Raw genomic sequence first — 21,496 nt, 5'->3', positions numbered from 1 at the left:
CGGGACTCAGCTGCAGCCGCTCGTGCTGCCGCAGCTCTCGCACACGAAGCAGGAGCCTGATGGGCGCATTTTCACCCCGCAGGTCAGGCACAGTGGGGCATCCGCGGTCATCCCCTGCTGGGCCTCGAACAGTTCCGCGGTCGAGTGCACCGCAGCCGTATCCGGCCGGGCCGGTGCAACGGGCGGCGTGGTCACGGCGTCAAGTTCGTCGGCGGCCTGGGAAGCGACCACCGATTGGTCGATCGTGGCACCGCTGCCGCTGGTGGCCCCCGCGTCAAGCTGTGCGGTGCGCTCTGCCGTGGTGAAGATCCCCATGGCTGCCCGTGTCTCGTAGGGCAGGTGGTCCAGGGCGAGACGGCGGAAGATGTAGTCCATGATCGACTGCGCCATCCGGATGTCCTGGTCATCGGTCATGCCTGCCGGCTCGAAACGCAGGTTGGTGAACTTCTCCACGTACGTGGTCAGCGGAACACCGTACTGCAGGCCGATGGATACGGCGATGGAGAACGCGTCCATCACCCCGGCCAGCGTCGAGCCCTGCTTGCCGAGCCTCAAAAAGACCTCGCCGAGGCCGTTGTCGGGGTAGGAGCCAGCGGTGAGGTACCCCTGCGCACCTGCCACGGTGAACGATGTGGTCACCGAGGGGCGAGACTTCGGCAGGCGGCGACGCACGGGCGCCGCGTGATCGGGTGTTGCCGGGGTGTCGTCTACCGCGGGTGTGCTCGGCACTGATTTCTTGCCGTCGGAGAGTGGCTGGCCGACCTTGCAGTTGTCGCGGTAGATGGCCAGCGCCTTGAGACCCAGTTTCCAGCCCTGGTAGTAGACCTCCTCCACCTCTTCGACAGTCGCGGATTCAGGCAGGTTGACGGTCTTCGAGATCGCGCCGGACAGGAACGGTTGCACCGCCGCCATCATCCGCACGTGACCCATCGGGGCGATCGAGCGCCGTCCCATCGCGGTGTCGAAGATCTCGTAGTGCTCTGGCTCCAGTCCGGGGGCGTCGACAACATGGCCATTTTCGCCGATGTACTCGACAATGGCCTCGACGGTCTCTTCGGGGTAACCCAGGCGGCGCAGCGAGCGCGGGATCGCCTGGTTGACGATCTGCATCGAACCGCCGCCGACGAGCTTCTTGAACTTGACGAGGGTGAAGTCCGGCTCGATTCCGGTGGTGTCGCAGTCCATCATGAAGCCGATGGTTCCGGTCGGGGCGAGAACGCTCGCCTGCGCATTGCGCCAACCGTACTTCTCGCCCACTTCGAGGCCGTGCTTCCATTCCTCGTCGGCGCGGGCGTGGATGGCGCCATCCATCGACGAGAGGGGCTGAATCTCCTCGTTCGCGGCGGCGTGCTTGCGCATCACTCTCTGGTGTGCGTTGGCGTTGCGCGCATATCCGGCATAGGGGCCGACCACCCCGGCCAGTTCGGCAGAGCGGCGGTAGGCGGTTGCGGTCATGAGCGAAGTGATCGCGGCGGCGAGCCTGCGGCCTCCTTCCGAGTCATAGCCGTGGCCGGTCGCCATGAGCAGCGCACCCAGGTTCGCGTAGCCGATGCCCAGCTGGCGGTAGTCCCTGGTGTTCGCAGCGATCGGCTCGGTGGGGAAGTCGGCGAAGCAGATCGAGATGTCCATGGCGGTGATGATGATCTCGACCGCCTGGGCGAACGCCTCCACGTCGAATGTCTCGTCGTCGCGCAAGAAGGAGAGCAGGTTCAAAGAGGCAAGGTTGCAGGACGAGTTGTCGAGTGACATGTATTCCGAGCACGGGTTGGAACCGTTGATGCGGCCGGACTCCGGGTTCGTGTGCCAGTCGTTGATGGTGTCGTCGTACTGGATTCCCGGGTCGGCGCAGGCCCACGCGGCGTCGGCGATCTCACGGAACAGCTCCTTCGCGCGAACCGTCTCGACCACGTGGCCGTCGGAGCGGGCAGTGAGGTTGAAATCGCCGTCCTCTTCAACGGCACGCATGAAGGTATCGCTCACGCGTACCGAGTTGTTGGCGTTCTGGTACTGCACCGACGTGATGTCGCTGCCGCCCAGATCCATGTCGAACCCGGCGTCCCTGAGCACCCGGATCTTCTCCTCCTCGCGGGACTTGGTCTCGACGAACTCCCGGATGTCCGGGTGGTCGACGTCGAGCACGACCATTTTCGCCGCGCGGCGCGTGGCGCCCCCCGACTTGATCGTGCCGGCGCTGGCATCGGCCCCACGCATGAACGAAACCGGCCCACTCGCGGTGCCACCGGAGGAGAGCAATTCGGCTGATGAACGGATGCGCGACAGGTTCACTCCAGAGCCGGAGCCGCCCTTGAAGATCATGCCCTCTTCGCGGTACCAGTTCAGGATCGAGTCCATGGTGTCGTCGACAGAGAGGATGAAGCAGGCACTCACCTGCTGCGGCGAACTCGTGCCGACGTTGAACCAGACGGGCGAGTTGAAGGAGAACGCCTGGTGCAGCAGCAGCCAGGTCAGCTCGTCACCGAAGGCATACGCGTCGTCGTCGGTCTGGAAATAGCGGTTCTCGATGCCGGCGGCGACGTAGGTGCCCACCACCCTGTCGATGAGCTGGCGCAGACTCGACTCGCGCTCGGGTGAGCCGGGGGCCCCGCGGAAGTACTTCGTGGTGACGATCGTGGAGGCGTTCGCCGACCAACTGGTTGGGAACTCGACCCCGGACTGCGCGAAGATCGTCTCCCCGGTCTTCCAGTTGGTCTGCTCGACGTCACGACGCTCCCATTCGACCTCGTCGTACGGGTGGATGCCCGCGGTGCTGAACCTGCGGTCGACCCGCAACCCGCGCCGCTCGGAGGACTCGGCTCCCCTGTGGTCGGTCGACATTCCGGTCTCTGGCTGGGTACCCATCCTGGTGCACGCTCCTGTTTTCCCCGTTTACGGGTCTTGCTAGATCTTGCGGTGACAGACCTATTAAACCACTACATGTTGTGATTCACGAACGGCAACGCCGTGCTATTTGCGCGCTGCGCGAACCTCGGGCGCAGGAGGCCCGGATGGCGGGCCAAAAGAGGCCAGCCGGGCTGTCCGCCTCAGAGCAAAAAGGACGGGGCGACCGAGAATGGCGATGCCTGTGGCCAGGACGATCGCGCGCATCAGGTCCCAGCCGAGCGAAGTGGCGAGGCTGAACAGTAGGAACCGGTGCAGGTTCTCGGAGAGGGGGGCCCCGGCCTGAAAACTCAAGGCGGAGCCCGGCCCGAGGGTGAACGGCCAGAACGAGAGGTTCATAGCCTGTCCGTAGAGAAGGCCGCAGACGGCGGCGAATGCTGCGAGCATCACGAGTTCGAGCGCGCCGCGGATTCGCCTCGGCAACAGGCCGGCTCCCATCCCGATCCAGGACGCCGCCAACATCTGGAACGGCAGCCATGGGCCGATCCCGCCGGTGAGCAACGCCGAGGTGAACAGGGTGATCGATCCGAGGGCGAACCCGAACCCGGCGCCGAACACACGCCCCCCGAGCACGATGAAGAAGAAGACGAACTCGATGCCGGCGCTTCCTGCCGACAGCGGCCTCAAAACCGCGCCGACAGCCGCCAGCAGCCCGAGCATGGCGATCGTCTTCGCATCGATGCCTCCGTCGCCGAGCGCCACCAGCACGACGAGCACAACGCCGAGAAGCACGCCCCCCAGAATTACCGGGGCCGCGGCGTTCTGCTCGAGGATCGAGCCCGCGCCGATCACCAACGGCCAGGTGAAGGCAAGCAGGCCCATCCCCGAGGCCAGCACGAGCGCGAACCCCGTGCGCCAACCGAGGGGCACAGCCCGCCTGGGTGCCGCGCTCGTGCTCACGGCGCTGCCCCGAGGGCCGCCCGCACCGTATCGACGACGAGCACCGGAAGTGGCCGCAGGATCTTGGCGACCTGTGGGGCGAAACTCGGGCTCGCTGTCAGAACCTCGCCCACCGGCCCGTCGGTGATGATTTCGCCGTCGGCCAGAACCAGGACCCGATCGGCGATATTGGCGACGAACTCGACATCGTGGCTCGACAGCAGAACGGCGGCCCCGGCCGCGGTGTGCTCCGCAAGCACTTCGCCCAGGCGGCGCTTGGCCGCATAGTCGAGTCCGCGCGTCGGTTCATCCAACAGCAGAACACGAGGAGTGGCCGCGAGCTGGATGGCCAGAACCAGGGCCAAGCGTTGGCCCTCGGAGAGGTCGCGGGGGTGAGAGGAGGAAGAAAGACCCGGCGAGAGACGATCCAGGGTGGCTCGGGTGGTTCCGGGCGCGGCGCCGGTCGTCGTGTCTGACTCCCGGCATTCCGCGAGCACCGAGTCCAGGTAGAGCAGGTCGGAGGGGTTCTGCGGCACGAGGGCGATCTGCCGGATCGCGTCAGGCCCAGAAAGCTCGGCCGGGTCGAGGTACCCGGTCGAGCCCGCCTCTCCCACAAGGTGCACGGTCCCGCCGCTTCGCACCCCGGTGCCCTGAAGCGCCCACAGCAGCGATGACTTTCCGGATCCGTTGCGCCCCATCACGGCCGTCAACTCGCCCGCGCAAAGGCTCAGGTCGACGTCGGCAACCGCGGTGACCTGACCGTACCGAACACGAAGCCTCTGCGCCTTCAAGGCTGTTCGCCCACTGGTTCCAGCCGCGTGGGTCGGCGCGACCGATGGCGCCAGCTGCAGCTGCTCACGCACCTGCTGGCGTAACCCCGTGGCCTGACGGCGTGCGTCCCGGATCGACCGGGGCAAGGGGCTCCACCCGGCGAGCCGACCGAGCTCGATGATGGGTGGAGCGATGGGAGAATCGGCGAGAACCTCGACCGGAGCGCCATGCAGCACCCGGCCGTCGTCGGTGACACGGGCGATGGAATCCGCATACTGGATGACCCGTTCAAGTCGGTGCTCGGCCAGCAGCACCGTCACCCCGAGGTCGTCGACGAGGCGCAGGATCGCCGCCAGAACTTCTTCGGCGCCGGTCGGGTCCAGGGCCGAGGTCGGTTCGTCCAGCACGAGCACGCGCGGGTGGGCGGTCAGCGCCGAGCCGATCGCGACGCGCTGCTGCTCGCCGGCAGACAGCTCTGACAGCGCCCGGCGCCTGAGGGGGCCGAGTGCGAGCAGGTCGATGACCTCTTCGACGCGTTTGCGCATCACCGAGTCGGCGATTCCGAGTTGTTCCATGCTGTAGGCGAGCTCGTCGTCGACCCGATCGGTGACAAAACCCGCGGCCGGGTTCTGGCCGACCACCCCAACGGTCCCCGCAAGGTCTCGTGGCGGATGACTGCGTGTGTCGAGCCCGCCGACCGTGACCGTTCCATCCAGGTGTCCGCCGGTGAAGTGAGGCGCCAACCCGTTCACAATCTGAAGCAGGGTCGACTTGCCCGACCCGGTCGCGCCGATGACCAGGCACAACTCCCCCTCGGGGATCGTCAGGTTCACGTCGTGCAGTATGGGGGCGGGGGAATCCGGATATGCGAAACCTACCCGGTGCAATCGAATCATCGAGTATCCACCACCAGGATCGGAGTCATCGCCAACAAGGCGCACAATACGAAGGTCAGCGACAGGCCGGCGAACGCCCCGGCTCCCAGTTGCGGCACGAAGAACGCCAGCCCGGCGATCAGCAGGCCGACACCGGCGGTGACGGTTTCACGCAGGCGCCAGGGGTCTGGCCGGAACCTGGTGGTGAGGATGCGCCTGGACGCGATCACCGAACCGGCAACCGCAGCGCCGGCGCCGGCCACGAGCAGCGGCACGGCCAGCCAACCGGGGCCGGTGCCGTCGAGCAACGCATAGGTTCCCACCGCCGCGCCGACGAGCGCCCCGACCATGAGCCAGAGCACAAGTGCGCTGCTGCCTTTGTGCACGCGAGCGTAGCCGCGTGAGTCCATCGAGGCGGCGAGCGACAGCGATCTCTCCAGCGCATCCTGCAGCACGGGGAGAGTGGTCGCCGCAACGGCGTGAGCGCCGGTGAGTCTTCTGCCACGCAGGTGTTGCGCTCGCCGCACCCGCTTCCAGGAAGACACCAATTGTGGGGCGAGCGTCATGGCGACCACCGCCGAGGTGCCCAGCAGGTGGAGAGAGGCGGGCAGGCTGCGCAGTGTTCTCTGAGGGTTCGTGAGCGAAACGGCGGCCCCGAAGCACAACAGCAGTGCGGCCAGGGCGAGCCCGGCAGACAGTGCAGCCACCAGCCCTGATGCCGACACCGGGCCGAGCAGGCCGATCCCGCCCGCCCAATCCGGAAGGGGTATCTGGGGCAACGGGATGAGTACGGCGCCTGCACCCTTGATGCCCACGAGGATGTAGAAGATCATCCTGAAGACGACGACTGCAGCGGCCAGAGCGAGGTAGGCCGGAAAAGCGCGAGCGAACACGGAGTCGTCCTGGCACCCGGCCACGACGATCACGATCGCTGCGATCAAAAACGCCGTGGAGAGGAGCCCGGGCGAGCGAGTGGTGGCGACGGCGAGTCCCATCGCCCACACCCACCACGAGATCGGATGCACGGTCTCAGTCGCCGTCGTTACCCGCCCCGGCCGAGCGGCGGCGCGCGCGCACGATGAACCAGACGGCGAGGGCGGCCACAATGGCCGCGAACCCGGCGGTGATGATCACCAACGTGCTGCTCTGGGTCGCGACCGACGGCGATGTCGTCACGGGACCAGGAGCCGCGACCGCCGATGGTTCCGCCGATGGTTCCACTTGCTCGGTCACGACCACTGCCGCGGGCTCGATGCGCGGCCCGACCGTGCCGTCGCTGTAGCGCCAGCCCTCCAACTCACCGGGTACAGGCGTACTCGTATCGGCACCGACCTGGTAACTCGTCCATTCACCGTTCGGCGCGCTGTGCCAGTACGACCAGAACGATCCCTCGAACGTGGTCGGGCACGGGTCGGGCATCGAGTTGATCGAGCAGAGGAATCCCGGCTGCGAGTCGGCAGACGTGAAGCCCGCGGCGGTGAGCGCAGAACGCCCGCTCTCGGGGGCTTCCGTGGCGCAGCCGATCTCGATGTCGCCGCCCAAGTCGGTGAAGTCAACCACGACCGTGACCCCGGTCTCATTGCCGCAGGCCCCGGTTGCCGCACCGTCGGTCGCGAATGCCGGTGTGCCGACGAATACCCCGGCCAGCATCATGCCGAAGGCGATCAGCGCGACGACAATCAGTGCAACGACGGCGGCGGGCGCCTCCCGCTGCACCCGGAACCTGGCGCGGAAAACTCGGGGCGAGAGGAAACTCAGGGCGAACATCGTGGGCCTTACGTAGGGGCCCACGGTTGGTTCGAAACCTGCTCTGCCAGTGACGTGATGGTTGATTCCGACAGCTGAGCGCTTCGAACTCCGTCTCGCAGACCACGGCGATCAAGAGGTGTCGTGCACTCCCGAAACAGGTAGCCCGGCTCGACGGCAGTGGGCCGTCTCACGGTTGCGGGTCAGCACCGGAATTCAACCGGTTTTCCCTCCACAGGAGTTGTGCCACCTTAGAATACAGGTGACGTTGCCAGCCTAGCGTCAGAGCGTATTGGGAGGCGATCGGGATGGCTCGGGTATACACGAAGACCGGGGACGACGGTACGACGGGGCAGTTGTACGGTGGCCGCGTGGCCAAGGGGGGCGAACTCGTCGAAGCGCTGGGCGACATCGACGAAGCCGTGTCGACGCTCGGCGTGGCCAGAGCCGGATGCCCAGACCCACAGATCGCCCAGATCCTGCTGCGCGTCCAGCGGGAGCTGTTCATCGTTGCCGCCGACCTCTCCGTCAATCCCTCGCATCGGGATCGCCTGAAGCCGGGGATCTCTCTCGCGGAGGCCTCGATGGTGACCGGGCTCGAGCAACTCATCGATGACCTGACCCGGGAGCATCCGCTGCGGCCGGTGTTCCTGGTTCCGGGAACGACACCGCTGGAGGCGGCGATCGACGTGGCCCGAACCGTGGTGCGACGTGCGGAGCGTCACACGCTGCGCGCCAAGGAGGCGGGTCACGTGGTGAGCGAGCACGCCCAGAAGTACCTGAACCGCCTTTCTGATCTGGTATTTGTGCTGGCACGGCAGGCCGCCGAAGGCGCCGAGGAGCCCGTCAGTCACGACTGATCAGGAAGCACTCGCGGGCTGTGGGGCCAGGGCGTGAAGGGCGAGGGGTGAATCGCGAGGTGCTCACCCCGGCTCAGACTCGGAAGTACCCGCGCACCTCGGAGACACCGTCGATGAAGGCCTGCACTTCGTCATCCGTCGTGTACACGTAGGTGCTCGCGCGAGTGGACGCCGGCAGCCCGAGTCTGCGATGCAGCGGTTGGGCACAGTGGTGTCCGACCCGAACGGCGATACCGAGATCATCCAGGAACTGCCCGACGTCGTGTGGGTGAACGCCATCGACCGCGAAGCTCGCCAGCCCCACACGGTCCTCACCCGCGGCCGGTCCGAGCACCCGGATTCCCGGAATCTCGGTGAGACCACGAACGAGCATCTGGCCCAGTTCGGCATCACGTTCGTGCACCCGGGCCATACCGAGACCATCAAGGTAGTGGGCAGCTGCTGCCAACGAGATCGCTTGGGCAACCGGCTGCGTTCCGGCTTCGAAACGGGCCGGCGACGGCAGGAATTCTGCGCTCTCCATGGTCACGCTCGTGATCATCGACCCACCGGTGAGAAACGGCGGCATGGCGTTCAACAGGTCGGCACGGCCGTAGAGAACCCCGATGCCGAGAGGACCCAACATCTTGTGGCCACTGAGCACGGCGAAGTCGACATCGAGGGCTTTCACGTCCAACGGAAGATGAGGCGCAGACTGGCAGGCGTCGAGCACGACGAGGGCACCGACTGCCCTGGCCAGGGCGACCAGTTCGGCAACCGGGGTGACAGAGCCCAACACGTTGGAGACGTGCGTGAAAGCGAGCACTTTGACCCGCTCGCCGATGAGCGCCGTTGCCTCATCCATCTGCAACCGGCCATCGTCGTCAACCGGAATGTACCGCAACGAGGCCCCCGTGCGCCCCGCAAGTTCTTGCCACGGGATCAGGTTCGCGTGGTGCTCCTGCTCGGTGACCACGATCTCGTCGCCGGGGCCGAGCCGAAAACGGTGTGCCTCGTCTCCGCCCATACCGGCGCTCGCGTTGGAGAACGAGTACGCCAGAAGGTTCAGCGCGCCGGTGGCGCCCGGCACCCAGACCACCTCGTTGGGTTCGGCACCGATGAATCGTGCGATGTGATCGCGCGCAGATTCGAACAGTTCTGTGGCCTCCGCCGCGAGAGTGTGGGCGCCGCGGTGAACCGCAGAGTTGCGGTTCTCGTAGAAGTCGCGTTCCGCATCCAGCACGGCCAGCGGCTTGAGGCTGGTTGCCGCCGAGTCGAGATACACGAGGGGCCGATCACTGACGTGACGCCTGAGTGTCGGAAAGTCTGCGCGAATGCACTCGGTGTCCAGAGCCATGGCGCCAGTATACCGTTGACACTTTTGGTCCACCTCTGCCTGGAGACCCGGTACGGCGAGAGGAGTCAGCCGTCAGTCATCAACCGCGTGAAGTGATGACCGGTTCCACGAAGACCGGGAGGAGGCCGGAGATGATGATGCCGTCGATGGAACACCCGCCTCCTATTTCAGCGCCCTATTAGCTGGTTTTCGGGCCCGAAGCCTGCGGAGCGCGTGGTTTCAGGCCACGGACGAACGCGATGACCAGAAGGATCGTGACGATGACCCAGGCAGCGATCCCGAACCAGACCCACACGGCGGCGAGCTGTTGCATGAATTCGAAATCGATGGCGCGACCGAGTGTGACCGATGCAACCGCGTACATGCCGAGGGGGAACACGATGCTCCACAGCTTTGGCTCGTAGCCCGCGGGGTATCGGCGCACGAAATGACGCCAGAGCCCGAAGATCACGAGCATCGGGATGAACCAGCTCCCGAACGACCACAGCACCACGGCGAAACCGGCCACAAACGGTTCCATGTGCGTCAGCAGGGAGGTCGGTTCGCTCACGCCGAGATCGAGGATTCCGGCTGCCGCGCGCACGCTGATCGCCGTGGCCCCCATCAGGATCCAATAGGCGGGTCCCATCTCCGGGGGCGTGGTCTCGATCAGGAACAGCCGCAGGAAGATGATCACCACGAGGATCAGGTACAGAATCACCCCGACCCCCCAGAACATCACGGCCGTGGACCCGAGCATGTTTGCTCCCATTGGCCACGGCAGGTGGGGTGCGAGAGTCGTGGCGAGTACCGCGACGGATTGTGTGCCGACCACCCACACCAGCCAACCTCCGGTGATCTCCCGGAGCTTCGGGTGATTTCCGGCAAGCACCACAGAGCTGAAGAGGCCGTACGTGAGCACGAGCCAGACCAGGAACGCGAAAATGCCCAGGATCGTCGCGAGCAGCCACCAGATGTCGTAGTGAATCAGGGCCGAGGACAGAACATTGGTTCCGGCCACGACCGTGAAATACGCCACAGCGCTGGTGGGGGCTTTGAGAGCGGCTGCGAAACGACGTGGAAACCGAATGATCCGAACCGTATAGGCGAGCAGCAGGACGACCCACGCGATGGCCGTGAGATACAGCAGGATGTCGGCGATGAGGTCGTGCCCGAGCAGCCTGGATCCGATCGAGACGATCCCGGTTGCCATCACCAGGGCGAAGTAGCCGGAGTCCAGTGTGGCGAGCCAGGATCCGACCCGTCCGTCTGGGAGCGGCTCGAGCTCTTTGGGGGTCGGCAGCGTTGTCGGCTCGACGTCCGGGATGAGGCTATCGCTCATCTCCCGGCCCTTTCACGCTCTGACGGGTTGGAGCCTGAAGCAGTGGAGCCTGAATCCATGGAGCCTGAATCCATGGAGCCTGAATCAGTGGAGCGCGAGCCAGCAGGGTCTGACTCCACCGTGTAACTGTGCTCCCAGCCCCGAGGTGTCTTGCGGGCGCCCCGTTGGGCGTCGCGCGAGCGGTAGACGACATACGGGCGGAACAGGTAGCCGAACGGCGCAGACAGCACGTGAACCAGGCGGGTGTACGGCCAGACCAGGAACAGGGCGACAGCCGTCAGAACGTGCAGTTGGAACGCCAGTGGCACTCCGGTCATCAAGGTGACATCCGGTTGGAAGATCATCAGGCTGCGAAGCCACGGCGAGATGGTTCCCCGGTAGTTGAATGCTTCACCGAAGATCTGGTGCTTGAGCAGTGCGGCAGTACCGAACACGACGGTCGCCACCAGCAGGGTGTACATGACCACGTCCATGGTGGTGGTGACCCGCACGACCCGGCCCACCGTGCTGCGGCGGATCAGCAGAATGATGATACCGGCGATCATCACTGCGGTGGCGATCGAGCCGCCCCAGACAGCTATCAGGTGGTACGCGTGTTCATCGATTCCGATGGCTTCCGTCCATTCCCGGGGGATGAACAGGCCGAGGGCGTGCCCGGCAAACACCCCGAAGATGCCGTAGTGGAACAGTGGCGAGCCCCAGGCCAAAAGTTTGTTCTCGTAGGTCTGGCTCGAGCGGGACGTCCAGCCGTATTTGTCGTACCGAAACCGGATGATATGCCCGGCGAAGAAGGATGTGGCCGCGATGTATGGGAACGCAACCCAGGCGAGAACCTCTGTGACGGTCATGCGTTTACCTCCTCGCGAGCTTCGCCACGCGGGGCGAAGGGGGCCAGCGTGCCGAGGAAGGTCAGCCCCACGGTTTCGACCGGCGGCCCCTCGGCGACGAGTTTCAGATACCGCTCCCGAGTGGCGTCGTCGATCTTTGGGAGGGAGTAGCAGATGGCATCCAAAATATGTGAATACGGGCTCTCGACGTTCTCGAGCGCGGCGCGCAGAACCTCGATGCCCTCCCGGTGGGAGGCGAGAAGTTGCTGGGCGATCGGAGAATCGCTGAGTGCTGAGAATTCCAACACGGTGGGCAGATAGTCAGGCAGTTCCCCGTCGTTGACTTCCCAGCCGGCTGCCCGGTACGCCTCGACGAACCGAACCAGAGCCATTCCGCGTTTTCTGGTGTCACCGGCTGCGTAATAGGTCAGGTATGGGCTGCACTTGCGCTTCTGGTCGAAGGTCGACGTGTAGTGGATGGTCAACTCGCGCGGACCGAGCGCCCGGGTCGCCTCGAGAAACCGGTTGAACGGCTCTGCAATGGCCGCCGGGAGCGTTGCGACCGCTTGGACGACCACGCCGAAACTCTCCTGCCTGGCGTCATCCGGATAGTCGAGCAGAACCGACGCGACCATATGGGCTCTTCGCCGCTCTGCATCGGTCAACCGAACCAGACTGCTCGTGTGCGGCTCGATCTTCGGCTGCCGGCGGCTTGCGGTGCCGGCTCCCCGTCGGCTGATCATGCTGAACCCCCAGCGGGCTCAGCCGGCGGGAACAGCCCGGAGTCGCCCCCGCGCCCATCCCAATTGAGCAGATTCAGCCGTCCAGGGGTGGACGGCTGGGTCGGATCGCTCATGTTCTTGAGCGCCTTGAAGCCCGCCACTGTTGCTCCGGATGGTGTCGCCGGCTTGCGGGGCGACCGCAGCCTGTCGGACCGCTCCGGGCCACCCATGCCAGGTCCCCCATCGCCGTCGAGCGAGCAGGCCAGGTCTTCCAGGTCACGGGCCTGTTCGACGTGTGCCTTCGGGATGACGTACCGATCCTCGTACTTTGCGATCGCCAGCAGTCGATACATCGCTTCGATCTCGGTGCCGGTCATTCCGACAGCCTGTGCGATGGATTCATCCGGCTCGTTGCCGAGGTTGATGTCACGCATGTACGAGCGCATCGCCGCCAGCTTCCTCAGGGACTGTTCCACCGGTGCGGTGTCGCCTGCGGTGAACAGTCCGGCTAGGTACTCGAGTGGGATTCGCAGCTTGTCGATCGCCGCGAACAGGTTGCGCACGTCTTCACCGTCGTTGCCGGTGTTGGAGACGACGTCGACCACCGGAGACAGCGGCGGGATGTACCAGACCATCGGCATCGTGCGGTATTCCGGGTGCAGCGGCAGGGCCACCTTGTATTCACTGAGCAATTTGTAGATCGGGCTCTTCTGGGCCGCCTCGATCCAGTCGTCGGCCATTCCCTCGGACTTCGCCGCGGCGATCACCGCCGGGTCGAACGGGTCGAGCATCACATTGCGCTGGGCTTCCAGCAGCTCGTGTTCGTTCTCGATACTGGCGGCCTCGAGCACGGCATCGGCGTCGTAGAGCATCAGCCCCAGGTAACGCAACCGGCCGACACAGGTCTCCGAGCAGATCGTGGGCTTGCCCTGCTCGATGAGCGGGTAGCAGAGGGTGCACTTCTCGGCCTTGTTGGTCTTGTGGTTGAAATAGACCTTCTTGTACGGACACCCCGACACGCACATGCGCCAACCGCGGCAGGCGTCCTGATCGACCAGGACGATGCCGTCCTCCTCGCGCTTGTACATCGCGCCGGACGGGCAGGCCGAGACGCAGGTGGGGTTCAGGCAGTGCTCGCAGATGCGCGGCAGGTAGAACATGAAGGTCTCTTCGAACTCCATCTTCACGTGCTCGCTCATGTGGGCGAGGATGGGGTCATCAGCGGCGGTCTCCTGCGAACCGCCCAGGTTGTCGTCCCAGTTTCCAGACCATTGGATGTCGAGGTCCTTGCCGGTGAGCTGCGACTTGGGCCGCGCGACTGGGCCGTTCTTCGTCTGCGGTGCCTTCGTCAACATGTCGTAGTCGTAGGTCCACGGCTCGTAATAGTCGTCGATCGTCGGCAGGTTGGGATTGGCGAAGATTCGGAACAACAACGACATCCGCCCGCCGGCGCGCATCTTGAGCCGGCCGCGCTTGGTGCGCTCCCAGCCGCCCTTCCACTTCTCCTGGTCTTCATACCCCCGCGGATAGCCCAGGCCGGGCCTGGTCTCCACATTGTTGAACCACACGTATTCCATGCCGTCCCTGTTGGTCCAGACCTGCTTGCAGGTGACCGAACAGGTGTGACATCCAATGCACTTGTCGAGGTTCATCACCATCGACATCTGGGCCATGACGCGCATCAGTACTCCACCTTCTGGCTACGGCGGCGGATCACGGTGATCTCGTCGCGCTGGTTCCCGGTCGGTCCGAGATAGTTGAATGCGAATGACAGTTGGGCGTAGCCGCCGATCAGGTGGCTGGGCTTCAACAGGATCCGCGTGAGCGAGTTGCTGGTACCCCCGCGCATGCCGGACGTCTCCGCGATCGGCACGTTGATGGTGCGGTCCTTCGCGTGGTACAGGTAGACGGTGCCCTCGGGCATGCGGTGCGAGACGATCGCCCGGGCGACCACGACTCCGTTGCGGTTGTACGACTCGACCCACTCGTTGTCGCGAACCCCGATCTTCTCGGCGTCGAGGGGCGACATCCAGATACCCGGCCCGCCTCGCGAGAGGTTCAGCATCATCAGGTTGTCCTGGTACTCGGAGTGGATCGACCACTTCGAGTGCGGGGTGAGGTAACGCACGGTGACCTCCGCCTTCCCGGCAGAGCCGGGTGCGCCGGTGGCCGTCATCGAGCCGACCCGCTCATAGCCGTCGAACAACCGATGCATGTCGAGCGGCGGACGGTAGACCGGCAGTTGCTCCCCGAGTTCCTCGATCCAGTCGTGGTCGAGGTAGAAGTGCTGGCGGCCGGTCAGGGTGTGCCACGGCTTCAGGTGCTCCACGTTGACCACGAACGCACTGTACCGGCGCCCACCGTGTTCACTTCCCGACCACTCGGGAGAGGTGAGCACCGGAACCGGGGAGTTGGAGATGTCCGTGAAAGTGAATCGTTTGCCCTCGTTGTCGCTCGCCAACTGTGCGAGCTTTTGGCCGGTCTGCTTCTCCAGGTGCCGAAAGCCCTGGGTTCCGAGCCGACCATTCGTGGTTCCTGACAGGGTGAGGATCATCTCGCACGCCTTCAGGTCGGTGTCCAGCTTCGGGCGACCTTTGGCTGGCCCATCCTCCACGAGACCATTGCGATGGCCGAGGTCGGCCACCTCGACATCCGGATTGAACTTGACGCCCTTCGTGACCATTCCGAGCTTCTCGGTGAGCGGCCCGAGCGCAGCCATGCGAGCGGCGAACGCCGGGTAGTCCCGCTCGACGACGCTGAGTTTGGGCATCGTCACCCCGGGAATCAGCTCGGGGTTGTCTACGACCACACCGTGCGGCGTAGACATTGCGTCTGGAGTGTCGTGTAAAAGGGGCGACGCAACGAGGTCTTTGCGAACCCCGAGGTGTTCGACCGAGTATTCGGAGATCTTCTTCGCCAACAGGTGGAAGATGTCGAAGTCCGTTTTGGACTGGAACGGTGGGTCGATGGCCGGGTTGAACGTGTGAATGAACGGGTGCATATCCGTTGTCGAGAGGTCGTGTTTCTCGTACCAGGTCGCCGGGGGCAGAACCACGTCGCTGAACACGGTTGTGGACGTGTTTCGGAAGTCGCTTGTGACCAGCAGGTCGAGCTTGCCCTCGGGGGCCTCCTCGTGCCACTTCATCGTCTTCGGCCGACGTTCCGGTTCAGACTGTGCCCCGCGGATCGTGGCGTCGGTGCCGAGCAGGTGCTTGAGGAAGTACTCGTTGCCCTTTCCGGATGAGCCGATGATGTTGGCTCGCCACACGTTCAGCACGCGGGGAAAGTTCTCTGGGGCATCCGGGTCTTCGCACGCGTAGTGCATGTCGCCACTGGTCAACTGGTCGATGACATACTGCGCGGGCTCGACCCCGGCCTTTTCCGCCTGGTCGACGATGTCGAGCGGATTTCGGTTGAACGTCGGGTAGCTGGGCATCCAGCCTCGTTTGGCCGACTCGACCAGGCAGTCCGCCGTGGTGCGGTCTTTGAACAGGCCGTTGCCCTGTGCGCTGGACAAGGCGTCGGCCGGCAGGCCGTCGTACCGCCACTGGTCGGTCGCCAGATACCAGTAGGCGGTGCTGATCATCTGGCGGGGTGGGCGCACCCAGTCCAGGCCGAACGCGTACTGGGCCCAGCCGGTGAGCGGGCGAATCTTCTCCTGACCGACGTAGTGTGCCCAGCCGCCGCCGTTCTTCCCCTGGCAACCGGTCATCGTGGTCAGAGCGAGAAACGAACGGTAGATCAGGTCGGAGTGGAACCAGTGGTTCGTGCCCGCCCCCATCAGGATCATGGAGCGGCCATTCGACTCCTCGGCGTTCTGCGCGAACTCGCGGCCGATGCGCTCGGCGGCGGCGGCGGGTACGTTGGTGAGGCCTTCCTGCCAGGCCGGGGTTCCGGGGGAGGAGGCGTCGTCATATCCGGTCGGCCACTTGCCGGGCATGCCGTCGCGCCCGACACCGTACTGGGCAAGCAACAGGTCGAACACGGTGGTCACGGTGCGGCCGGCGACCTGGCGCACGGGAACGCCTCGGCGGATGGAGCCGGAACCGCCCGCGTGCTCCTGGCCGGGCTGTGGCTCGAGGTCGAACCTGGGCAGGTCGATGGCGACGGTCGACTGGTCGTAGTCGGCGGCATCGGCGATGGACAGCAGCGGATCCACGTCTCCGAGGTCGAGGTTCCACAGACCCGCGTCGCTCTCGGAGAAGCGGTGCCCCAGGGATCCGTTCGGCACGACGGGTTTGGCGTTCTGGTCGAGAAGCACTGGCTTGAACGCCGGGTTGGCAACGTCTGCCGTTGTGGTCGGGAGGGCATCCGCCATCAGGAACTTGCCGGGAACCCAGGCGTCGCCGCGCTTCGTGAGCTCGATGAGGTAACTCGAGTCACTGAAGCGCTTCAGGTAGTCGACAAACATCGGCGTCTTGCGATCGAGGAGAAACTCCTTGAGTATGACGTGGCCCATGGCGATGGCAAGGGCGGCGTCGGTTCCGGGGTGCACGGCGAGCCATTCGTCGGCGAACTTGGTGTTGTCGGCGTAGTCGGGCGAGACGACGATCACCTTCTGGCCGCGATACCTTGCCTCCACCATGAAGTGGGCGTCGGGGGTGCGGGTGACCGGCACATTCGAGCCCCACATCATCAGATACGACGAGTTCCACCAGTCGGCAGATTCGGGCACATCGGTCTGGTCGCCGAAGACCTGGGGTGAGGCGACCGGAAGGTCGGCATACCAGTCATAGAACGACAGCATCGTGCCGCCCAGCATCGTGACGAAGCGGGAGCCGACGCCATGGGACATGATCGACATGGCTGGAATGGGGGAGAAGCCGGCCACCCGGTCGGGGCCGTACTTCTTGATCGTGTGCACGTGGGCCGCGGCCACGATCTCGGACGCTTCGTCCCAGCTGGCACGAACAAGGCCCCCCTTGCCTCTGGCCTGCTTGTACGCACGCGCCGTTTCCGGGTTCTCGGTCACTTCCGCCCAGGCCAGTACGGGGTCGCCGGTGCGATCCTTCGCGGCGCGGAAGGCGTCGAGAAGCACTCCTCGCACGTAGGGGTAACGCACCCGGGTGGGTGAATAGGTGTACCAGCTGAATGCGGCGCCGCGCGGGCAACCGCGTGGTTCATACTCCGGGGAGTCCGGCCCCACCGTCGGGTAGTCGGTCTGCTGGGTCTCCCAGGTGATGATGCCGTCTTTGACGTACACCTTCCAGGAGCAGGAGCCAGTGCAGTTCACCCCGTGGGTGGAGCGCACCACTTTGTCGTGTGACCATCGGTCGCGGTAGAACGAGTCTGCGGTGCGGCCACCCTCCAGAAAAACAGACCGCAGGTCTTCGGAGACCGTGCCCCGGCGCAGAAATCGACCCAGCTTCAACAGGGAGTCTGAGACTGCCCCATCGGTCCCGACGCTCGTCGATGAGGATTCAGCGGACTTTGCCATGGCTTCTCCTGGTTCGTTCCAGCAGCGCCTCACTCCGGCGGTTGACGCCACTGGCGCCAGTCTCACCGGAACGACGCAGGATGACAACCGCGGAACACCGTGATAAATGCTCCAATTCTCACGGTTGCAACAACCCGAGGTGCTTTCGTGAAGGCAGTTTGCCTGGGGGGCTCGACCAATGTGGCGGTACTCCCGGCAGAATGGATGCCATGCTCACGATCATTGCAATGACTCCCATGCGTTGTCCTGCCCCGCGTTTCTATAGAGGTGCCCGACTGTGACGGCGACATCCGGGCCCAGTCTCGCTCCCCTGATCCAGGCATTGCCCGAGGACGCGGTGATCACCGACCCCGACAAGATGGACGGGTACCGCCGCGATCGCTCCCACGACCCGGAGGTCGGTGTGCCGCTGGCGGTGGTGCGCGCCTCCAGCACCGCCGACGTGCAGGCGGCGGTTCGCTTTGCCGCCGAGCACGGGATCGCCCTGGTTCCGCGCGGTGCCGGTTCCGGTCTGTCCGGGGGCTCCTCGGTCATGGACGGCTGCATTGTCGTGGCCCTCGACGGAATGCGCAGGATCGATGTCGATCCGGTTTCCCACACGGTCGTCGCCCAGCCGGGGGCGTTCAACGCCGAGGTCAAGGCCGCCGCCGCCGAGCACGGACTCTGGTACCCACCTGACCCGTCGTCGGTCGAGTTCTGCTCCATCGGCGGCAACGTCGCCACCAATGCGGGTGGCCTCTGCTGTGTGAAATACGGTGTCACCAGCGACTATGTGCTCGGGATGACGGTGGTGCTCGCCGACGGCACCGCTGTCACGCTCGGCGGGCCACGCCTCAAGGACGTCGCGGGCCTCTCCCTGACCAAGCTGTTCGTCGGCAGCGAGGGGACACTCGGCATCATCACTGAGGTGGTTCTCCGCCTGATCCCGGCGCAGCGACCGGCGTCGACGCTGGTCGCCACGTTTGCGACCCTGGCCGATGCGACCGGAAGCGTGCTCGCAATCACCCGGTCGATGCGGCCATCGATGCTCGAGTTCATGGACAAGGTCTGCATCAACGCGGTTGAGGATCACACCAGAATGGGATTGGACCGCCACGCAGCCGGGATGCTCATCGTGCAGTCCGATGAGCCGGAACAGTTTGCTGCGTCGGAGATCACTCGCATCTCGGAGATCTGCCGACGGAACAGCGCCACCGAGGTGTATTCAACCGATGATCCAGACGAGGGCGAGGCATTCGTGGAAGCCCGCCGTATTGTGCTCCCCGCCGTCGAGAAGATGGGGGCCATCATGCTGGAGGATGTTGGCGTGCCTGTTTCCCGGCTCAGTGACCTGGTGCTCGGTATCGAGGTGATCTCGCGTGAGCTGGAGGTGACGGTCGCCGTCGTGGCGCATGCCGGCGATGGGAACACCCATCCGTCAATCGTCTACGACCCGGCTGATCCCGACGGACAGCCCACGGCGCAGGCCGCGTTCGACCGAATCATGGAGCTCGCGATCTCACTCGGTGGCACCATCACCGGGGAGCACGGTGTCGGCCGGTTGAAGAAAGCCTGGCTGCCCGGCTACCTCGGCGCTGACGTCATGGCGCTCAACCAGAAGATCAAGTCAGCACTCGACCCCCAAAACATTCTCAATCCCGGAGCTGTTTACTGACCCCATCGTGCCGCGGGACCCACTGTGGTGCTGAACCCACTGTGGTGCTGAACCCGCTGGTGATTCAGTTGTGGCCCGGCGCCTCGCGGAGGTCGAGTGTGCAGTGGTTCTCATCCGCGAATGGGCTGATGCTCTCGGCCTCCAACGGCCCGTCGACGCGTTGCAGTACATCCTGTACCAGCTTGAAGTGTGTTTGGCACACCTGTGGGTGTGCCTTTGCCAACGTCGAGTAGGGGCAATTCTGCATCTGCATCTGCACCCGTGCGGATTCCGCCTCCTGCTTCACGGTCGCGTCGATGCCGCACCGATCCATGTGGTCGTCGAGAAGGTCAAGCTGGTCTGTGCGCGGATTGTCGTGCTTGATCTCGGTTTTCGAACCTGGAACCGATGTTGGCGGTGTGATCACATCGTCAACTCGCAGAAGTCGTCTGATCTGGTCGGAGCGACGCAGTGCCTCGTCGATATTCTTCAGCAGCCGCGGGTCGGTGCGTGCCTGTCCGATGCTGTACAACTGTCGCGGCCGGCCCTTACTGGTTCGCACCTCAGCCTCCCTACTGACGAACCCGGCGCTGATCAGCCGGTCGAGGTGCTCGCGGGCCGTGTTGTGATGCAATCCGGTGGCAGCGGCGAGTTCTGCAACGGTCATTCGGTCGCCGGACTGCAGGGCGCGCAACAGATTGACCCGGCTCAAGGAAGCGAGGGTTCGGTACAGCGGTCGTCCCCCGGAAGCCATGACCCCATTCAACGGCATTCCGGCGACGATTGCTACAGAAGCGACATGGTCGGCTCGGCCGGGGCAGACGCTGTAGAGAAAAATCACGTTTTTGGGGAATAGAATGCAGGTTCATGCGTTTGCATGTATATACGGGCCATGATTCAGGCCTTTCTCTATTTTGAAGGAGCACGTGTGAGCAACACCATCACCACCACCATTCCCGGCTACAAAGAAGGGACCTGGACCATCGACCCCACCCACAGTGAGGTCGGTTTCAGTATCCGGCACTTGATGATCAGCAAGGTCAAGGGCAAGTTCGAGAAATTCAATGCCACGTTCGTCACGGCGCCGAACCCGCTCGACTCGACTGTCACCGCGTCGGCCGAGGTGGTCTCGGTCAACACGAACGAGCCGAACCGTGACGCACACCTGCGAACCGGCGACTTCTTCGACGCCGAGAAGTACCCGACGATTGACTTTGTCTCGACGGGGGTGCGCGAGGTCAACGGGGAGTTCCTCGTCGATGGGATGCTCACGATGAAGGGAGTGACCCGTCCGGTCACCTTCGATTTTGATTTCGGCGGCTTTGGCGGTGACCCATACGGAAACTACAAGGCGGGGGCCACGGCGAAGGCCGAGGTGAAACGCGAAGATTTCGGCCTCACCTACAACGCAGCGCTGGAAACCGGAGGCGTTCTGCTCGGCGAGACCGTCACGATCACGCTCGAGTTGCAGGCGGTTCTGCAGCAGGACTAGCCGTCTGAGCTGGTGGGCGCCAGGGTCGCGTTATCCGCGGGCCGACCACTGCGCCAATTGACGTCGACGCGCGTCGAAAGGGCAGAACCCTTTCGGCGCGCGTCACCGTTTGAGCCGCCCGTTGAACCGGGTGGAGGGCGAACGCTCAGTCGACACGCGAACGCTCAGTCGACACGCGAACGCTCAGTCGACACGCGAACGCTCAGTCGACACGCGAACGCTCAGTCGACACGCGAACGCTCAGTCGACACGCGAACGCTACGCGTGCTTGGGCTCCGCACGGCGGTCGGCGGAAGTGCCCTCGGGCTCATAGTCGGCCCACTTGGAATAATCCTCGTCAGAATGAGCGCTCGACCCCAACTCTCTTTGGAGCGCGTCATAGTTGACGTCAGGACTGAACGACTTCAGCTCTCGCGCGATTTTTGTATGCTTTGCTTTTTGACGGCCACGCCCCATGCGAGACCCCCTTACGATGCCGGGCCGAGTGGGCTGTGAGCCGCTCGGGATTACCAAACAGGGAACTGTTAAGACTACGCACTAGTTTAGCATGCAGGGTGGGTAGTGCCAGTGAGCGCGTTGACTCATAGAAAACCTCCGCGTAGCTATATACGTTGCCTCATTTGAAAACCTCCGCTTGGGCGTGGTTTCTCAGAACCGGCCGCGATATGGGATATGCCCGTTTCTATGGAGCTGACGATG

Annotated in this window: 16 protein-coding genes and 1 riboswitch; of the genes, 3 read left to right on the top strand and 13 right to left on the bottom strand. The window is 64.5% G+C overall.

Translation table 11 applies throughout. The annotated features are described in order from the left end of the window. Window positions 1-6 precede the first annotated feature (6 nt). The 5 genes from DL891_RS09260 to DL891_RS09240 all read right to left on the bottom strand — a co-directional run bounded on the left by DL891_RS09260 (window position 7) and on the right by DL891_RS09240 (window position 7,190). On the bottom strand, window positions 7-2,835 hold the full coding sequence (locus DL891_RS09260) for a vitamin B12-dependent ribonucleotide reductase (protein ID WP_198668847.1): 2,829 nt from the start codon (window positions 2,833-2,835) through the stop codon (window positions 7-9). Between the two features lie 129 nt (window positions 2,836-2,964). Further along, a complete protein-coding gene (locus tag DL891_RS09255) occupies window positions 2,965-3,798 on the bottom strand; it encodes an ECF transporter S component (RefSeq protein WP_232819090.1) in 834 nt (277 codons plus the stop codon). Continuing rightward, window positions 3,795-5,444, bottom strand: coding sequence for an ABC transporter ATP-binding protein (locus DL891_RS09250; RefSeq protein ID WP_111720155.1), 1,650 nt, complete (start codon window positions 5,442-5,444; stop codon window positions 3,795-3,797). The genes DL891_RS09255 and DL891_RS09250 overlap by 4 nt, the downstream gene beginning before the upstream one ends. Next, entirely contained in the window at window positions 5,441-6,448 is a 1,008-nt protein-coding gene (locus DL891_RS09245; RefSeq protein WP_111720154.1) for a CbiQ family ECF transporter T component, read from the bottom strand. The genes DL891_RS09250 and DL891_RS09245 overlap by 4 nt, the downstream gene beginning before the upstream one ends. Before the next feature lie 4 nt (window positions 6,449-6,452). Continuing rightward, window positions 6,453-7,190 carry a hypothetical protein gene (locus DL891_RS09240; RefSeq protein WP_111720153.1) on the bottom strand — a complete coding sequence of 246 codons (738 nt, stop codon included), beginning with the start codon at window positions 7,188-7,190 and terminating at the stop codon, window positions 6,453-6,455. A gap of 117 nt (window positions 7,191-7,307) precedes the next feature. Next, a riboswitch (cobalamin riboswitch) is annotated at window positions 7,308-7,430 on the bottom strand. A gap of 47 nt (window positions 7,431-7,477) precedes the next feature. Here DL891_RS09240 and DL891_RS09235 point away from each other — a divergent pair. Next, window positions 7,478-8,029, top strand: a complete 552-nt coding sequence (locus DL891_RS09235; RefSeq protein WP_111720152.1) for a cob(I)yrinic acid a,c-diamide adenosyltransferase — start codon at window positions 7,478-7,480, stop codon at window positions 8,027-8,029. A gap of 73 nt (window positions 8,030-8,102) precedes the next feature. Here the strand turns inward: DL891_RS09235 and DL891_RS09230 are convergent, their stop codons facing one another. From DL891_RS09230 to DL891_RS09205, 6 genes are all read right to left on the bottom strand, one after another. Further along, on the bottom strand, window positions 8,103-9,365 hold the full coding sequence (locus tag DL891_RS09230) for an aminotransferase class V-fold PLP-dependent enzyme (RefSeq protein ID WP_111720151.1): 1,263 nt from the start codon (window positions 9,363-9,365) through the stop codon (window positions 8,103-8,105). 178 nt (window positions 9,366-9,543) lie between these two features. Next, window positions 9,544-10,686, bottom strand: coding sequence for a tellurite resistance/C4-dicarboxylate transporter family protein (locus DL891_RS09225; protein ID WP_111720150.1), 1,143 nt, complete (start codon window positions 10,684-10,686; stop codon window positions 9,544-9,546). Next, window positions 10,683-11,534 carry a respiratory nitrate reductase subunit gamma gene (gene narI / locus DL891_RS09220; protein WP_111720149.1) on the bottom strand — a complete coding sequence of 284 codons (852 nt, stop codon included), beginning with the start codon at window positions 11,532-11,534 and terminating at the stop codon, window positions 10,683-10,685. Before narI ends, DL891_RS09225 begins: the two co-directional genes overlap by 4 nt. Then, entirely contained in the window at window positions 11,531-12,148 is a 618-nt protein-coding gene (gene narJ / locus DL891_RS09215) for a nitrate reductase molybdenum cofactor assembly chaperone (protein WP_232819089.1), read from the bottom strand. The genes narI and narJ overlap by 4 nt, the downstream gene beginning before the upstream one ends. A 104-nt stretch (window positions 12,149-12,252) precedes the next feature. Beyond that, a complete protein-coding gene (narH, locus tag DL891_RS09210; RefSeq protein ID WP_111720147.1) occupies window positions 12,253-13,917 on the bottom strand; it encodes a nitrate reductase subunit beta in 1,665 nt (554 codons plus the stop codon). Continuing rightward, a complete protein-coding gene (locus DL891_RS09205) occupies window positions 13,917-17,672 on the bottom strand; it encodes a nitrate reductase subunit alpha (protein ID WP_111720146.1) in 3,756 nt (1,251 codons plus the stop codon). Before DL891_RS09205 ends, narH begins: the two co-directional genes overlap by 1 nt. A gap of 277 nt (window positions 17,673-17,949) precedes the next feature. Between DL891_RS09205 and DL891_RS09200 the strand changes: the two genes are divergently transcribed. After that, a complete protein-coding gene (locus DL891_RS09200) occupies window positions 17,950-19,326 on the top strand; it encodes an FAD-binding oxidoreductase (RefSeq protein ID WP_232819088.1) in 1,377 nt (458 codons plus the stop codon). 64 nt (window positions 19,327-19,390) lie between these two features. Here the strand turns inward: DL891_RS09200 and DL891_RS09195 are convergent, their stop codons facing one another. Then, the gene (locus DL891_RS09195; RefSeq protein ID WP_157962454.1) at window positions 19,391-20,059 is read right to left on the bottom strand and encodes a metalloregulator ArsR/SmtB family transcription factor; all 669 of its coding nucleotides are present in this window, start codon (window positions 20,057-20,059) and stop codon (window positions 19,391-19,393) included. 174 nt (window positions 20,060-20,233) lie between these two features. On the opposite strand from DL891_RS09195, the gene DL891_RS09190 reads away from it, so the two are divergent. Then, a complete protein-coding gene (locus DL891_RS09190; RefSeq protein ID WP_232819087.1) occupies window positions 20,234-20,797 on the top strand; it encodes a YceI family protein in 564 nt (187 codons plus the stop codon). Window positions 20,798-21,055: 258 nt separating this feature from the next. Here the strand turns inward: DL891_RS09190 and DL891_RS09185 are convergent, their stop codons facing one another. Continuing rightward, a complete protein-coding gene (locus DL891_RS09185; protein ID WP_111720144.1) occupies window positions 21,056-21,253 on the bottom strand; it encodes a DUF3073 domain-containing protein in 198 nt (65 codons plus the stop codon). Between the last annotated feature and the right edge of the window lie 243 nt (window positions 21,254-21,496).

This window comes from Homoserinimonas sp. OAct 916 (assembly GCF_003260275.1).
In the GTDB taxonomy this organism is placed as follows: domain Bacteria; phylum Actinomycetota; class Actinomycetes; order Actinomycetales; family Microbacteriaceae; genus OACT-916.
The sequence above is the reverse complement of the archived record's forward strand: the minus strand, read 5'-3'. Positions and strand labels throughout refer to the sequence as shown.

Coding starts and splice junctions, on each gene's coding strand:
- DL891_RS09260 (WP_198668847.1), bottom strand. CDS start 2,835: ATGTCGACCGACCACAGGGGAGCCGAGTCCTCCGAGCGGCGCGGGTTG.
- DL891_RS09250 (WP_111720155.1), bottom strand. CDS start 5,444: ATGATTCGATTGCACCGGGTAGGTTTCGCATATCCGGATTCCCCCGCC.
- DL891_RS09240 (WP_111720153.1), bottom strand. CDS start 7,190: ATGTTCGCCCTGAGTTTCCTCTCGCCCCGAGTTTTCCGCGCCAGGTTC.
- DL891_RS09235 (WP_111720152.1), top strand. CDS start 7,478: ATGGCTCGGGTATACACGAAGACCGGGGACGACGGTACGACGGGGCAG.
- DL891_RS09230 (WP_111720151.1), bottom strand. CDS start 9,365: ATGGCTCTGGACACCGAGTGCATTCGCGCAGACTTTCCGACACTCAGG.
- DL891_RS09225 (WP_111720150.1), bottom strand. CDS start 10,686: ATGAGCGATAGCCTCATCCCGGACGTCGAGCCGACAACGCTGCCGACC.
- narI (WP_111720149.1), bottom strand. CDS start 11,534: ATGACCGTCACAGAGGTTCTCGCCTGGGTTGCGTTCCCATACATCGCG.
- narJ (WP_232819089.1), bottom strand. CDS start 12,148: ATGGTCGCGTCGGTTCTGCTCGACTATCCGGATGACGCCAGGCAGGAG.
- narH (WP_111720147.1), bottom strand. CDS start 13,917: ATGCGCGTCATGGCCCAGATGTCGATGGTGATGAACCTCGACAAGTGC.
- DL891_RS09205 (WP_111720146.1), bottom strand. CDS start 17,672: ATGGCAAAGTCCGCTGAATCCTCATCGACGAGCGTCGGGACCGATGGG.
- DL891_RS09195 (WP_157962454.1), bottom strand. CDS start 20,059: ATGGCTTCCGGGGGACGACCGCTGTACCGAACCCTCGCTTCCTTGAGC.
- DL891_RS09185 (WP_111720144.1), bottom strand. CDS start 21,253: ATGGGGCGTGGCCGTCAAAAAGCAAAGCATACAAAAATCGCGCGAGAG.